Annotated in this window: 12 protein-coding genes; 6 read left to right on the forward strand and 6 right to left on the reverse strand. The window is 53.4% G+C overall.

All coding sequences use genetic code 11. From position 1 onward, the window contains the following. Positions 1-256 precede the first annotated feature (256 nt). Positions 257-1,588 carry an ArsB/NhaD family transporter gene (locus tag KXU80_RS14560; protein ID WP_219833998.1) on the reverse strand — a complete coding sequence of 444 codons (1,332 nt, stop codon included), beginning with the start codon at positions 1,586-1,588 and terminating at the stop codon, positions 257-259. A gap of 593 nt (positions 1,589-2,181) precedes the next feature. Between KXU80_RS14560 and KXU80_RS14565 the strand changes: the two genes are divergently transcribed. From KXU80_RS14565 to KXU80_RS14585, 5 genes are all read left to right on the forward strand, one after another. Then, positions 2,182-2,487 carry a hypothetical protein gene (locus KXU80_RS14565; RefSeq protein ID WP_219833999.1) on the forward strand — a complete coding sequence of 102 codons (306 nt, stop codon included), beginning with the start codon at positions 2,182-2,184 and terminating at the stop codon, positions 2,485-2,487. A gap of 371 nt (positions 2,488-2,858) precedes the next feature. Further along, positions 2,859-4,280, forward strand: a complete 1,422-nt coding sequence (locus KXU80_RS14570) for a spore germination protein (RefSeq protein ID WP_219834000.1) — start codon at positions 2,859-2,861, stop codon at positions 4,278-4,280. 24 nt (positions 4,281-4,304) lie between these two features. Next, positions 4,305-5,423, forward strand: coding sequence for a Ger(x)C family spore germination protein (locus KXU80_RS14575; RefSeq protein WP_219834001.1), 1,119 nt, complete (start codon positions 4,305-4,307; stop codon positions 5,421-5,423). A 12-nt stretch (positions 5,424-5,435) separates the two neighbouring features. Beyond that, positions 5,436-6,533, forward strand: a complete 1,098-nt coding sequence (locus KXU80_RS14580; protein WP_219834002.1) for a GerAB/ArcD/ProY family transporter — start codon at positions 5,436-5,438, stop codon at positions 6,531-6,533. Next, the gene (locus tag KXU80_RS14585; RefSeq protein ID WP_219834003.1) at positions 6,530-6,730 is read left to right on the forward strand and encodes a hypothetical protein; all 201 of its coding nucleotides are present in this window, start codon (positions 6,530-6,532) and stop codon (positions 6,728-6,730) included. Before KXU80_RS14580 ends, KXU80_RS14585 begins: the two co-directional genes overlap by 4 nt. 13 nt (positions 6,731-6,743) lie before the next feature. On the opposite strand, the gene KXU80_RS14590 is transcribed toward KXU80_RS14585, so the two are convergent. Beyond that, positions 6,744-7,088, reverse strand: a complete 345-nt coding sequence (locus tag KXU80_RS14590) for a DUF805 domain-containing protein (RefSeq protein ID WP_219834004.1) — start codon at positions 7,086-7,088, stop codon at positions 6,744-6,746. A 144-nt stretch (positions 7,089-7,232) separates the two neighbouring features. Here KXU80_RS14590 and KXU80_RS14595 point away from each other — a divergent pair, with 144 nt between their 5' ends. Then, the gene (locus tag KXU80_RS14595; protein ID WP_219834005.1) at positions 7,233-7,808 is read left to right on the forward strand and encodes a GNAT family N-acetyltransferase; all 576 of its coding nucleotides are present in this window, start codon (positions 7,233-7,235) and stop codon (positions 7,806-7,808) included. Positions 7,809-7,893: 85 nt separating this feature from the next. Here KXU80_RS14595 and KXU80_RS14600 read toward each other — a convergent pair whose 3' ends face one another. The 4 genes from KXU80_RS14600 to KXU80_RS14615 form a co-directional block, all read right to left on the reverse strand. Next, positions 7,894-8,685, reverse strand: a complete 792-nt coding sequence (locus tag KXU80_RS14600; RefSeq protein ID WP_219834006.1) for a phytanoyl-CoA dioxygenase family protein — start codon at positions 8,683-8,685, stop codon at positions 7,894-7,896. 186 nt (positions 8,686-8,871) lie between these two features. Further along, a complete protein-coding gene (locus KXU80_RS14605; protein ID WP_219834007.1) occupies positions 8,872-9,492 on the reverse strand; it encodes a hypothetical protein in 621 nt (206 codons plus the stop codon). Beyond that, the gene (locus KXU80_RS14610; RefSeq protein ID WP_219834008.1) at positions 9,485-10,063 is read right to left on the reverse strand and encodes a hypothetical protein; all 579 of its coding nucleotides are present in this window, start codon (positions 10,061-10,063) and stop codon (positions 9,485-9,487) included. The genes KXU80_RS14605 and KXU80_RS14610 overlap by 8 nt, the downstream gene beginning before the upstream one ends. 294 nt (positions 10,064-10,357) lie before the next feature. After that, positions 10,358-14,773 (reverse strand): S-layer homology domain-containing protein, encoded by a 4,416-nt coding sequence (locus tag KXU80_RS14615; RefSeq protein WP_219834009.1) that lies wholly within the window; start codon positions 14,771-14,773, stop codon positions 10,358-10,360. Between the last annotated feature and the right edge of the window lie 323 nt (positions 14,774-15,096).

The raw sequence follows: 15,096 nt of genomic DNA on the forward strand, positions 1-15,096 counted from the left end.
ATCGAAGGCAATCTATATAATAGGGGGTTGATTTCATCATACAGCCTGAACATGAATAGCAGATGAAAACCATATTTCAGTTTTGTTACAATTCGATATCAATCCCATGTATCGCTGGCAGGCAGTGCGGAAAACCGGGATTTAACGAAAGACCCATACGGATTCAGCGTATGCAACATAAGCTATGAGTGCAATTTCACTTCTCTTCCGGATCTTCTTTATTGAAGATCTCTTTTTTTTGGCTAGTCCTCCTCATTTAGAATAACCATGCTACCCAGTAAGACAACAGCACCAGCGTAAAGATGACCGTAAGCGGAATAACGACAATCGTTACTCGCAAATACTGACCCCATGTGATTCTCACGCCGCCTTTCCTGACGATATGCATCCACATCAAGGTCGCGAGCGTTCCGATCGGCAGCAGCAGGGAACCGACATCGCTTCCGATGACGCTGGCCAAGTACGAAATCTTGAGCGTGAGCGGGTCCAGGCCCATATGCGTGAGCGTGAGCGTTCCGACCATCAGCGCGGGATGATTGTTGAACAGGTTGGACAGCAGGCTCAGCAGCGCGCCCATCAGAACGCTTGCGTTCAGCAGGCTGCCGGAGACGATCGGGTGCAGCAGCTTAATCAGGTAATCCGTTAGTCCAATATTGTTCAATCCGTAGATAATGACGTACATCCCGAAGGCAAAAATCAGAATGTACCACGGCGTTTTTTTCAGCATGTCAAGCGGCGTGATCTTCAAGTAGAACCAGCGCCAAAGCAAGAGAGCGGAAGAGCCGATCACGGCCATCAAGGAAACGGGAAATCCGATATACGAAGCGGCGAAGAGGCTGACCCTGACGCAGAATACGAAGATGAGCACATTGCGCATGAAGGCGTTGCTTCTCCCGCTAGCGAACACGCCTTGCAGCGGGTGGCTGCCGGGCATCAGGCTCATGTTCGCACGGATTGGCAGTGTCTTGGGCAGTGTTTTGTAGAACGTCAAGTAGAGGAGACCGGTGAGCAGAAGCAGGCCGAGCGAGGCTGGAACGAACATCATGGCCGTATGCAAATAGAGGCTCATGTGTACGATCTTGAGCGCGATTAAATTGACGATATTGCTTACGCCGATCGGCGCGCTGGATGCCGTTGCGATCAGGGCGCCGGATAGGAGATACGGTATTTTCTGATGGTTTTTGAGTCCCATGTTTTGCAGCAGCATTAGCAGGATCGGAGTCGTGATCAGAATGCTGCCGTCATTGTTGACGAACAGCGTCATAAGAAAACAAAACAAATTCGTCAGCCAGAACAGGCGGATGCCGGAGCCTCTGGCCTTCTTCATTAATAGATCCGCGGCCCAATAGAAGAAGCCGAAGCTCTCCAGCACGATCGCCATGACGATCGTCGCTATGATCGTAACCGCCGCCCCGCCGATCGTTTCGGTGATTTGGCCCAGATCGGACAGCGAGACGCTGCCGCTCAGCAGAACGATGAGCGCGCCGACCATAGCCGGGATCGCTTCGTTTACGTTGGGGCGCCAGAACAGATATGCAATCGTAAATAAGAACGTGCAGATCGTAATGACAACCGTTAAATCATGCATGACGTTGACCTCTCTTCTATCCTCGATGTCGTAAGCTGGATATCGTGCAAGCTATTGTCTCTAGTTGCTGTACGGTTTTCATAGATTCCCTCCCATGTGAAGCCTCATTGAACATGAATATACTGTATTTATACGTGTGGGACATATAGCTCGTACTGGTTGATATACCCAACTCTATGAAAACCATCTCCTATCAACTGTTGACGTTTATCTCTGCATGACGTCTGCCTGCTAGAGACTCGCGCCTATGCCGTTAGCCGTTTCCACGCAAAAAAAGCCCCGCGGCAACGGGCCGCGGGGTTGAAGTCAATCCCAAGGAAGACATGGAACATGCCGTATTGATATTGATTTGAATCGGGAACGGAGATCGTCGCCTTTTCCGCTATAACATCGCGTTCGGCGACAAATACCAGTCTCACATGAAGCTATACCCGCCTTGTACTTAGAAACATCCTGCGGGCTGCTGCAGTTCCCTATAGCTACTCTTTCTCATAATATAAATTGAAGCACAACTGTAAGGAATTCTTTCAATAAGCGAGTTATCTTGATGGATCGACCAATCAGTTTTGGGTAAGTCGAGGGGATATCTATGTATGGATAACAAGATGGATAAGAATAAAAAAAATATAAAACAAAAAAGTGATGTAGTTAGTACCTTAGTTGAAGCCGGAAATAACTTGCCCGATATCCTACAATTCATTGGACAGCTGCTTACAACAGCCGGAGATGTGATAACGACTGTCGGCCAAACTATTGCACTTGAACAAGCTAAACAAGAACAAATTCAGTCTCAATTGGAAAAACAAGAACAAGAACGTCAGCAAAAAGAAATACAGATACAAATAGAGGAGATGAAGCACCAAATAAATCAATTACAAAAGCAGATCAATGTAAGATAAATCGGTTTCTCGACCGTGGAGAGGGCGACCGGATGACGATCATCCGTTTAATTATCATAAGGACTTCGTACAGGAGGGCCGGTGTTACCGGCTCTTCTTTTTTTGTATCACTGCACGCTGGCTGCAGTAAGCATCTGCAGCACATTTTCGGAGTAAAAACACTTGGCTGTTGGCGTTCGTTTTCACGGTATTAATAAACGCACGGACCAGGCGGTATTCGGATTATCAAGAAAACTGCTGTGCCGGTTGGACATTGCCCGTTACAAGTTCGTCATCCACTTGGTCCGAGTACCGCTCGTTCGCCTGCCGCCCTTACATAAATTCCCTTGCTACTGGTTATGGTAAAACCATGAAGGAGAGGAAATCCCATTATGAACGCTCTCTCGGCGAGCTTTAGTGAAAAATTCAACAATGCTCCGGATTTTTTTAAGGGCAGCTTCCAATCAAAAACCGGCGTGGAATTCACCTGTCTGTATCTCTCTTCGCTGACGGACAACACGATGGCAGACAACTTTGTTTTCCGGCCGCTCCTGACCTCGATCCCGCCTCCGTCCGCTGCACCGGACGATACCGACTTAAGCCGGCTCTATGCGTGCATTCAGCACATGCAAGTCAGGTACTTAACCGGCTTCGCGGCATGCGAGGAAGCCCTGCTCGGAGGCTGCTGCATCATCATGACGCAGGATGACGAACGCGCCATCGCGGTCGACTTGTGCAGCTTCGAGCAGCGCAGCGTCTCGGAGCCCGAGATGGAAGCGGCGATCCGCGGCCCCCGGGAAGGTTTCGTAGAAGAATGGTACCGCAATCTGTCCCTGATCCGCAAGAAGGTGCGGAGCGGCAATCTTGTCTTCGAAAACATGATCATCGGAACCGAGACGAACACCAGAGTGTGCCTCGTATATTTGAAGCATCTGGCGGACAAGAACCTAGTCGACGAATTCCGGCGGCGCCTGCAGGCGATTCAAACCGACAGCATCCTCGAGAGCGCCTATATCGAAGAATGGATCCAGGATTCCACCTTGACGCCATTCCCGCAGCTGATGGCGACCGAGCGGCCGGATGCTATTGCCGCCAAGCTGCTCGAAGGGAAGGCAGCCGTTATTACCGACGGAACGCCGATCGTTCTCGCTGGGCCAATCACCTTCTTCGAGCAGTTCGCCGCTCCGGAAGACTACTATCAGCGCGCGGATATCGCAACCTTGCTCCGATGGCTGCGCATGTTCTCATTCCTGCTCTCCATCTTCGTGCCGGCCTTATTCGTGTCCGTCATCAGCTTTCACCAGGAGATTCTGCCGGCTGCCATGCTGGCTAACCTGGCCGCGCAGCGCGAAGGCGTTCCATTCACAGGCTTTCTGGAGACCAGTATGATGATGGTCACCTTCGAAATTCTGCGGGAAGCTGGTCTTCGGATGCCGAGAATCGCCGGCCAAGCGATCTCGATCGTAGGCGCACTTGTGCTCGGACAATCTGCGGTGGAGGCCGGCATCGTATCCGCCTCTACCGTTATCGTCGTCTCGCTGACCGCCATTTCCAACTTCGTCGCACCTTCGTACGGCTTTGGCATCGCGCAGCGCATCGTGCAGTTTACGTTCATGTGCCTCGCCGGCTTGATGGGGCTGTACGGGCTAATATGCGGCGTGTTCATTCTGCTGATCCACTTGGCGTCCCTGCGCTCCTTCGGCGTCCGTTACTTGACCCCTATCGCGCCTTCGGTTCCATCGTTCTGGAAAGATACGCTCGTCCGTGCCCCGCGGCCCTTCCTAGGGCGCCGCCCGCGAAGGCTGCGACGATAATCGGTTAAGAAAGCGAGGAGGACAATGAAACGGATAGCTGCGTTCCTTCTGCTGATGGCGCTGTGCACGGGCTGCTGGGACAAACGGGAAATCAACCAGCTTGCGCTGGTCGACATGGTTGCGGCAGATCGGGATGATAAAGGTAATCTCCTTACTTACTTTCAGGTGCTTAACCCGTCCAGCATTCAGGCGCGCCAGGTGGGTCCGGCCAAAGCGGCCGTATACACCTACTTGGTTCAGTCTCGGCACATAGGGGACGTACCCAAAGAGTTCAGCCAAAAGATGTCCAGGCGGGTTTTCACTTCCCACCTTCAATGCTATGTGCTGTCCGAGCGGAATGCGCGGCACGGTATCATGGCACTCATCAATTATTTGGAGATGAATCCGGAGCGGCGAACAAGCGTCTATACCGTTGTCACCGATTCATCCGTCTCCGAGCTGACGAAGAACTTCACGCTGCTTGACCGCGTCCCTGGCCGTTACATCCGCCTGATGATGGACTGGCACTCCACATCCCTCGGCATGCTGAGAACGCCTTCCCGGATGAAGGACATCCTGAATGGCATTCCGCGCAACAGGCCGGTAATCATCCCGATCATCCACTTTAACGCGAAGCAGTCTAGGGCGACTTCGGATCGCTTGGAGGACATCGACGCCACGCGGGAAATTTTCAGCATCGACGGTGGAGCCGTGTTTATCCGCGCCCGCATGGTCGGTAAAATCACTTCCGCGCAGTATGAAATGTATTTTGTGCTCAATCATATTGCCCACCGCTTCTTCACAAATGTGCAGGTTCAGGGGCAGACCGTGGGGCTCGTGGCGAGGAATATCCGCGTTAAACGCAAGTGGAATGCTTCCTCCCGGCAGCTGCGCCTGGACGTAAGGGCCGAGCTGCAGCTCATCGACAATGAGCAGAAGAGCCCGCTGACGCCGGCGAATCAACGCGAAATCGAGCAAGCCTTCAATGGCCGGTTCCAGCAGCTCGCTGCAGATTTTGTTGCGCAAAGCAAGGCGCGCAAATGGGACATGCTAGGCATAGGCGACACCTCCTACGGCCGGAAGGAATGGTCAGCATTCGAAGTCAGCTTCAACGTCCAATCGAAAGTGACGCTGGCGGGAAACACGACAACACCCTACAAATAGGAGCTGCCTCTCTTGGATACTCTGAAGCTAAGCGCATCGCAAATGTTCTGGATGACCTTCTCGTTCACGATAGGAACGACCTTGATCCTGCTCCCTTCGGGTCTGATCGCTAGCGCCCACCAATACGCATGGGTCGTTTATCTCTGGAGCTGCGCCTTCGGCTTGGCTGCCGGCCTGTTCTGGCTCTATATTGCCAAGCTGCATCCCGGGCTGTCCCTTGTGGAAATTTCGAGAAAAGTGCTTGGCAAATATGCCGGCGGCGCGGTCTCCATCTGCTATATCGTCTTCTTCATTCAAATCGCGTCCTGGGTCACCCGAAACATCTGCGACTATATGCAAATCAATCTGATGCCGAATACGCCGCTGATTGTATTCAATCTCATGGCGCTGCTGATTTGCGCATACGCCGTCATCCAAGGTGCCGACTCCATCTCGTATGTCAGCGTTTTTATGGCCCCGCTTCTCACCATTTCGTTCTGGGTGCCGTTCACCGTCATGATTAAGGAGTGGGAGTGGCAGTTCTTCCAATATCCCGCCGTCTTTCAGATATGGCCTACCATGGTCCAAACCAACTATTCACTCGGCTTCCCCTTCATGGAAAATGTCGCCTTCATGATGGTGTTCCCGATGGTTCAGAGCCGCCTTAGAGCCTCCTACCTCGGCGGCATTCTAATGGCAGGTATTCTGATGGCAATGGCTACCTTCTTCACAATCGGCATTCTCGGCGTCTACCGCTCGGCGCATCTCACCTACCCGCTACATACGATTTTCCGCGAAATGCAATTCTCAGGCGTTATCGAGCATCTGGAAGCCTTTCTGTCCGTCGCGGCACTGCTGTTCGTATTCTTTAAACTGAGCATTATCTTCTATTTCTCGGTGCTGGCCATTTGCCAATTATTCCGCATCCGCAGCCGCGCAGCCGTCGCCTATCCACTCGTCTGGATCATCTCCGCCTATGCCATGCTGTTCAGCAGTGTCATGCAGAATGCCGCATGGGTGCAAAAGTATTTGTTCGTGTATTACCTGCCGTTCGGGATCGGGTTTCCGCTGCTGCTGCTCGCAGCCACCTGGTTGTCCAAGTTGAAGACGAACAAGGAGGAACATGCATGACGCTCATGCTAATCGCTTATGCCGCCTTTCTGGTGATCGGCCTTATCACGATGAAGCGCAGCAAAGCCGCCCGTAAGGAGAAGGCGGCTTTGTTCACGATTACCTCTATCGGAGCGGTATTGTGGGCCAGCATTCTGCTGGAACACCCGCTGGACTTAAACCGGCTGATCGGCTGGCTTATCCAGATGATGTTCTGATTACCTGTCTCAATCAGAGCTTCGGGTTCGGGCCGTACCGGTTCGATCCGGGGTCGCTGTCCTGGCAGGCAAACACAAGCAGAATAATGCCGCCGACAAAAGGAATAAGGACGAGCAAATACCACCACCCGCTCCTGCCCGTATCATGCAGCCTGCGGACCATGACTGCGATCGACGGCACAATAACCGCCAAGGAATACAGCATGGACAAGACCCGGTACGTGCCCAGCATATGGTCCACAATCGTCAGTGCAATCGACATCAGGATATTGAACAAAATAAACATCCAGAACTCTTTGCGCCTGGCTCTTCCGGTGAAGACCGCATAATTTTGCAGCACCTTCAAATACCAATCCATTTGCATCCCGCCTCTGCCGGTTATTTCCCTCCTGTCTAACGTATTGACTTGAATCCCATTCCATGACTATTTGTATATTTATTCCATATACTTGCCGTTCTATTAGGTAACCGCCCTACATTCCTCCAGAGGAGCTGATCGTAGTTGAGTACAAGATCGGCCGTTAGCGACGATGCACCGCAGGTAATTCCCTTGATAATGGAAGCCATTGGCTCAATCGCTTACCTTCTCACAGGTACGCCGGACGAGGCGGAGACCACTGCACGGCTGACCGATTTCTTCAAGCAGCCGGGCAACCGCATCAGCTATACGCATGTCATCGTGGAAGAACGGGACGGCCGAACTGCGGGCATGCTTGTCGCTTATTCCGGCAATGAGGCGGATAAGCTGGACGAGCCCTTCCGAAGGCGAATCCTTCGCGATTTCGGGCAGGCACACAGCGGCATCATCCGCGAAGCCAGAGACGGGGAGTTCTACCTGGACGCCCTTGCGGTTGCGGAAGATTTCCGAGGGCAGGGCATTGCCTCGCTGTTGATGGCAGCCGCCGAGCAGCGCGCATTGGAGCAGGGCTTCAATCGGACGGCATTGATCGTGGAATCCGGTAACGAGCGCGCTCACCGGCTGTATGCTAGAAACGGCTATAGGGAGGCAGACATGGTGCGGATCGGAGGCGGTGATTATCGCCGAATGGCGAAGGAACTGAAGCACCTGCAGCACTAGGCGGCACGGGGAGCGCTCAATATGAGAACGGACCGATTCCGAAGAAACGGTCCTCCCTTTTTATGCTATCGTTTCGATCGCGCCTCTAGGCCAGCTTCGGCATCAAGCCGCCCTGCAGCTTATCTCCCACCGCTAGTCCGAGGCCGTCCGTGATGGGATGGCCTACGCCGCTGTAGGTCGTGCCGTCCTCCATGAAGATGATTGCCAGCGCCCGGCGCGGCTTATCCGTTGCATTGGCATGCGCGAAATGAAAGGTCATGCCGTCGTGGAACGTACAGCTGCCGGCCTTCATCCGGCAGATGACCGCCGTGTTGCGATCCATTTCCTTCGCGCCCTCTTGGGCGAAAATATCTTCCGGCGTCACTAGATCGACGCCTTTGAGATTGCGGATCTTCTGCGATTTCGGCACGAACATCATGCAGCCGTTGTTCTCGTCGACATCGTCGAGCGCGATCCAGATGGAGAAGGCGTTCAGCGTCTTCATCTCGTTCATCGGCCAGTACGGACGGTCTTGATGCCATGGCGTCACCTTGGAATCGCCGGGCATCTTGAGCAGCGCGTGATCGTGGAACAGTCGGATGCCCTCGAAGCCCGTCAGCTGCTTGCCCATATCCGCAAACCGCTCCCCAAGCACGAAGCGCGCCATTCCGCCGTGATCCCGCCAGGTATTCACGCGCTGATTGAGTACTTTATAATAAGCGCCCCCGGCTTGGTCGGTCTGCAACCCCCGGCCACCCGCATTGTTCATCGTCTCGTCCATATACTCGCGAAGCTCGGCGAGTTCCTCGGGCGACAGCACGCCGTCAACCTGTACAAAACCATTCTCGCGATAGAACGCCACTTGATCCTCGCTAAGCTGCATTTTTGCATGTACCATTTTCGTATCCCCTTTTCTCCATCGAATACGTTCACTTTACATCCGATCGGAGCTATCTTCTTGGACGATACGGGATAAAACGAAGACGATCTGCCAAATCGCCGCTTCAGGCGCTTATTGCCTGCCGGATGCCCGTGTAATTGAACAGATTTGGAGGTTCTTTCGCATAACTGCTATTGCAATCACTTACTGGAAGCGCAGCGTAAAAATAAGACCCCACTCGATACCGCTTAGCGACGCCTCTGAGAGATCCGCGGTACGAATCATTCCAGTGCTCGTGGCCTGTATGCCCCACACATGAACATCTTCATCCGCCTTAAATGTAATCCGTTCAGCAGTCTGGAGCAGTACTCGTGACGTTAACCTTTTATCCCATTTCGCCGTAAAGGTCATCAGGCTTGAGCCTGTGTCATCAATCGTATTGACTTTAACGATGCGGAGCTCTTCCTTTCCTTCGACGGGAACGGTATCTACAGCGATTATCACTTCGATCTCACGGCCTCCGCTGCCATCCGAACTGTAAAACAAATCCCCGATAGAGCCGGATGAGGCTGCTTTCTTGCCGTCTTTCCAAATATCGATATCTAACCGTGCATGCGGCTTATTTCCTTCATAGCGTAATTTAAATGCACCCGACATCACGCCTAGAAACGGCCGGAATTTGGCCCCCTTACCCACGGACAGATCGACTGGCGTCAGCGTCATCACTGCTGGACCTGCTTCTTGTTCAGGTGCATGAGATTCAAATAATGGCGTGCAGCCTGCGGTTAGCAGCATAAGCATGCCTAGGAGCAGTCCCTTAATCATAGCCGCCCTCCGCTTCGGGCAAGGCATTATAGGCCTCTTTGTTCTCAACCATTTGTTGAATGAACGTACGTAAGGCTAACAGCTGTTTGGCATCCTTCGTCACTTTGCAATGTCGATCGGACCACGTCCATGTGTGTGTTTCTCCATTTACGCGAATTTGCCAGCTATCTTCGTTGTACGGGGTTTGATCGCAGTTCAGGTTATCAGGAACTAAATCTTGCAAGCCCATGATATTGACCTCTCTCATCTTCGCATAGATGGCACGCTTCTCTTCCAAAGTTAACGCTAGTTGTGCTGTTGCCGTCCCGCGCGTGATCAGGTCTTTGGTAACCGTACCGTCGTATGTATTAATTTCATTCTTATTGACCTCTCCCACGCCGAAAGTAACCGTGAAATCGAAATTACTCGGCATTTCGCTTGGCATTGGGTTCTGTACCTTGGCGGCTGTCTTGTTCGGATCAATATTGGAGCCTGCCGGACCGACTTCAGGGCGGTCCACCTTCCAAACCACATACAGTACGAGAAAAAGGCATGCAAGGCCGGCAAGGATATATCCCTTATATTTGGTCATGATTTCACTTCCATTTTAATTTTATCAAACGCTCTATCATTCAAGAGGAAGCACCTCCAAGGCTATTTCGCCCCATTTGGATCGCATCACATCAGGTCGCCTCTCTTCTCATGTTCGGAGATGCAGGAGCCCGCATGTTTCATTCCATAGACTCATAGACGTTTCCCCTTTCCTAAATGTTACAGTAATTCCAACTTCATTATGAACAATTGCATCAAGTCCCCATTCTGCGCGAAACCGTTACAAAGAAAAAAGGAAGCGCACCCGCGCTTCCTTCTCTCCTTGCCAAGCTGCTTATTCGGTTAACCCTAAGTCCAAGCTCGCATTCAGCGCACGCAGGATGAGGACCACAGCCTCTTCGCGCGTTGCGTTCGCGTTCGGTGCAAAGGTATTTTCCCCTCTGCCTTTCACGACGCCTGCTTCGGTCAATGCATCGATCGCTTTGGCTGCCCAATGGTTATTCAAATCGGTAAACGTGCTGTTATGAGCGGCTTTGCCAAAGTCGATGACCTTAGCCAGAATCGCAACCATTTCTGCACGTGTAATCTGCTGGTTCGGCTTAAAGGATCCGTCGCCGTACCCCTTAATGAAGCCCAGTGCTTCAAGCGCGCTGATCGCGCCATGCGCCCAGTTGTTGTCTTTCACATCCGTGAACGAGACCGATGCCGATTCGCTCAGGCCAAGTGCTTTCGCAAGCATCGATGCAAATTCAGCACGCGTCACGTTCTTCTTCGGCAGGAACGAGCCGTCCGCATAGCCTTGGACAAACCCGGCCTTCGAGGCCAATTCGATGGCCGAAGCGCTCCAGGAAGTAGACGGAACGTCGCTGAACGTAACCGACGTCGGATCTGCCTTCGCTTTGCCGATACGGTCTTTCACCGCTGCACCATCCACGGAAGCGTTCAATACAGGTGTTTCCGGCGTCGGCGTGACTGGCGCCTGATCCGAAACAGGGTCCGTTACCGGAGGAGTCGGAGGCGTTACAATCGGGCCCGAACCGCCCGTATTGGCCTGCGTAACCGTAATCGTCAGGTATTCGTTGAAGCCCCAATAGTAAACGCGCAGCTTCGCCGTACCTGGCTTAACGGCGGTGACGAGCCCATCTTCGCTGATGGTAACCACGTCTGGATTCTTCGATTCGAACATCGCGAGATCCGTCACGACAGGCTCGCTCAGATCGCTCATCGTAGCCGTTGCCTTCAACTGCTGCGTTCCGCCGACCGTCATCGATGTCAAATCAGGTGTAATGGTCAAGCCTGTAGCAACCGGCGTCGCATCCGAATAGGTCGAGATGACCGGTACCCTGACCGGGATACCCTTATATTGGCCGACGACGTTGGTTCCGCCTTTACGGTTCGTCCGCATAATTTTGCCGTCCTCCGTGAGGTCGGCAATCGTCGGATCGCCGCTGAACCATGTCAAATCCGCATTGTTCAGTGTCTGAACAGTCGCGTCGCTGTAGATGGCTTTGACCACTGGAGCGACCGGCTGATCGTCGGCGTCATCGAACACGTAATACGTCGGATCTGCGACAAGCGTCATGATTTTCGGCTTGATCGGGTTCTTCGTCACAGTCACGTCGAACGCGATCTCATGGCCGAAGTAATCGCCGGTTACCCGTGTCGTGCCCTCTTTCGTCCCGGCGACAAAACGAACATAAGGCTGCTCGTCGTACATGGCGACGAGATCAGGATCATCGATCTGCCAATTGACGAACCCGGACAGGGGATCGGTATGCGATTGGCCGTCTTTATCCACATACGTTTCTTTCAAGGCGACGAGCGATGAGCCTTGCGGATGAACGTCGACAGAATAGACGCCGGCCGCTTCGTCCGCATCGGCTGTGATGCCTTGCAGGTCTACGACCTCGAAGTGAAGCGTACGCTTATAGGTCAAGCCGTAACGCTCGTACGTGAACACGGCATCCGTCTCTCCGGTTCCTAAGGCCTCGAAGCCGCTGTCCACGTTGACATCCACGATGCCCGGCTGCGAGAACGTCCACTGGCCTTCCGCCGGGAAGGTGTCGCCCGTCGTATCCAACGCGAACGGCTTCAGCTCGTAAGGCGCTTGCCCCTTGTACAGTCTGAAGGACGCGTCGTCGAAGTACCACAAACGTTCGTAAGTCCGGAAGCCGATGTCGAGCACGTCCGGCTGATCCGGCTGCTCGGTAACGGCCACGTTCACGATCGTCGGCGTAAAATCGCCGTATCCGACGGTAAGCGTCGTTCTGCCGAACTTCTGATAGCCCGGAAGCGGAATCTCGTTCCCGGTCGATTTTCCGAGGATGCTGACGGCGCCGTTCTCACTCACCACGTCGGCAATTTCGGTATCATAGACCGACCATGCTGCTTGGTCGCTCACGTCCTCCGTCGTGCCGTCGCTCTTGACAGCGAGCAGCTGGACGGGGTATTTGGCCCCTTTTTGCACCAAAATCTTCGTCGTTGACAGAAGCAGCGCGTCAACCGTCGGTTCCGCTGCCGCGCCTTCGTCCGCCACTCTGACGTTGGAGGAGAAGTCGCCTTCCTTAACTGTTACCCGAACCGCGATGACCGCGCCGTCCAGTACCAGATGCACGCGGGTAGAGCCAGGAGCCACCGGCGTCAAGACGCCGTCCTTGACCGTCACCACGCCGGCATCCTGCGTCGACCACTTGCCTTGCGCCGTTACGTCCGCGCTCGTGCCGTCACTGTAGGCAGCCTGAACGGTGACCGTGCGAGGACCTGCCGTAACATCCAGCGTTATTTTTGGATCGCTTACGGTAACACCGGTAATCTGCTTCGGTGTCTCTGTAACCGGCGGCAATCCTTCGGAAGCTGCCACCTCAATCGTGACTGATTGCTGCTGTCCGCCATACGACACCTCGATGGCTGCCGTTCCTTTGCCGACAGCTGTGATCTCGCCCTTGCGGTTGACGGAGACCACCTGCGGGTTGGCCGAGCGGTAGACAGCGGCCTGCGTTTTATCCAGCTTCTCGCCGCCGGACATGACCGCTTCGACCGACAACGCTTCATGCTTGCCGAGCTGCAAATTCAGAGAGTCGGGGGTCACGGAAAGAGAGACCGCCGTCTTTGGTTCCGCTTGCTTCACGATGACAGGAATAATAGCAATTTCATCCTTGTAGATCGCGCCGAGAACGGCCGATCCGACGGATTCGGCAACGATCGTACCGTTGTCGCTGTGGTAGGCTACCGATGCATCGGAAGCGAGCCAGTCGCTGCCCGCGATCTTGGACGTGACGTCCTCCACCGTGCCGTCATTGTAAATGGCTTTGATGATTGGCGATTGAACAGGTTTTCCATCCTTAATTTCCACGTAGGTCGGCTCGGCCACCAAATTCAGCACCTTGTTGGCGGCGGCTGCCTTCGTTACCGTCACGTTGAACGTGAAGGGTTCGAGTGCTAAATAATGGCCCGTAATGGTCGTCGTGCCTTCCTTGCCGCCTGCAAAAATGCGGCCGGAATCGTTGATGGTCGCGATGGACTTATCCGCTACGGTCCATTCAATATCGCCCGTGACGTCATCGGCGTTATAGTTTTGGCCTGTCCGAGGATCCTCGGAGTAAACGCCCATGATCGTAATTTCCTGATAGCTCCGAGGCGGGAGCGAAACAGGAGTGTCGAGCTCCAATTGCGCCATCATGTCCGGCGTAAACCGCTCCAGCTTGAACGGTCCGCCGACGAATACCTGCACGGCATTGACGAGCAGGCCGTCGTCGTAGCCGTCTTCGCCTTCCGTGCCGGACGGCGCTGTATACTTATACTCGAAATAAATATAGGTCATGCCTTTGCCGACCGGCGTAATAACGCCGTTCTGGTCTACCGTAGCAATGGATTCGTCTTTCGAATACCATTTGCCCAGATTCGTCACCTCGTAACGATCCTGATCGGGATATTCCAGGTCCGCGTAGATCTTATGCGGCACGTCGGTCTCCATGATCTTCAGCACGTCTTCCGACATCAGAAGACCGAACAACTGAAACGGAATCGGGTCCTTCTGAACGGTGACCGCGATCGACAGCGTCGGCATGCTGCCGTATTTCACGCGGATGAATGTCGAAGCGCCGCCCTTAATGCCCTTGATCATGCCGTGTGACACGGTCGCTACCTCGGCATCGTCCGTGCTCCAGACGGCATCGGCCGTAATATCCCGCGTTGACCCGTCCGTGAACGTTCCATGCAGATGAAGCGGATAGTTCGTGTCCGCCTCGACGAACACGTTCAACGTGGACAGCAGGTATGTGACAAGCGTCGGTTCCAAAGGCTCTGCCGCTTCCGGCGCTCCGGCGCCCGCGGTGATCGTAACAGGAACGTTGACGACGGCGTCGCCGAGATTGAGGCGCACTTCCGTCGTTCCGGCCGCTTTGGCCGTAATGACGCCCCGGTTGACAACGGCGACGGCGGGATTCATAGACATCCAGACGCCTTGCGTTGTCACGTCTTTCGCCGAACCATCCTTGTACTTCGCTTCGACCGTCACCGGATGGCTTCCCTCCGATAAGGCGAAAGCAACATTTGTCTCGCTTGGCGTCAGCGTATCGAACTGCGCAGCCGCTGCATTCTGGACGGCCGGTTGTTCATGCGCGGTTCCCGGCTCGACGCCGATACTCGTGCTTGGCGAGGCAGAAGCCATGCTGCCGAACAACGAACTAATGAGTACGGCTAATACTAGCGATAATGATAGAGCTTTTCTGACAACCTTCCGATGATGCATGACTTTCCTCCTAAATCAATTTTATATGTAACCCTTTTCAAAGAAAGGTTCATATATACCCAAAAGAACTTCCGTCCTACCTACAAGAAGATAAGTATATTTAATTAAATTACACACAAAACACTTAATTTTCTGAATCTTTACTCAGCTAGATAATACCCGAACATTTTCCATTTATCAATCATTTCTTTGCTAAAACTTATCATTTAACTGCCATAGAACTAGTTTCAACCCCTATTTTAGGTATTTGGATACAACATTATGTCATAATTTATCACATATTGACGTAAGATTACCTCCTCTCCGTGCCTGATAAGCAGAAA

The organism is Paenibacillus sp. R14(2021) (genome assembly GCF_019431355.1).
Lineage (GTDB): Bacteria > Bacillota > Bacilli > Paenibacillales > Paenibacillaceae > Paenibacillus_Z.

Coding starts and splice junctions, on each gene's coding strand:
- KXU80_RS14560 (WP_219833998.1), bottom strand. CDS start 1,588: ATGCATGATTTAACGGTTGTCATTACGATCTGCACGTTCTTATTTACG.
- KXU80_RS14565 (WP_219833999.1), top strand. CDS start 2,182: ATGGATAACAAGATGGATAAGAATAAAAAAAATATAAAACAAAAAAGT.
- KXU80_RS14570 (WP_219834000.1), top strand. CDS start 2,859: ATGAACGCTCTCTCGGCGAGCTTTAGTGAAAAATTCAACAATGCTCCG.
- KXU80_RS14575 (WP_219834001.1), top strand. CDS start 4,305: ATGAAACGGATAGCTGCGTTCCTTCTGCTGATGGCGCTGTGCACGGGC.
- KXU80_RS14585 (WP_219834003.1), top strand. CDS start 6,530: ATGACGCTCATGCTAATCGCTTATGCCGCCTTTCTGGTGATCGGCCTT.
- KXU80_RS14590 (WP_219834004.1), bottom strand. CDS start 7,088: ATGGATTGGTATTTGAAGGTGCTGCAAAATTATGCGGTCTTCACCGGA.
- KXU80_RS14600 (WP_219834006.1), bottom strand. CDS start 8,685: ATGGTACATGCAAAAATGCAGCTTAGCGAGGATCAAGTGGCGTTCTAT.
- KXU80_RS14605 (WP_219834007.1), bottom strand. CDS start 9,492: ATGATTAAGGGACTGCTCCTAGGCATGCTTATGCTGCTAACCGCAGGC.
- KXU80_RS14610 (WP_219834008.1), bottom strand. CDS start 10,063: ATGACCAAATATAAGGGATATATCCTTGCCGGCCTTGCATGCCTTTTT.
- KXU80_RS14615 (WP_219834009.1), bottom strand. CDS start 14,773: ATGCATCATCGGAAGGTTGTCAGAAAAGCTCTATCATTATCGCTAGTA.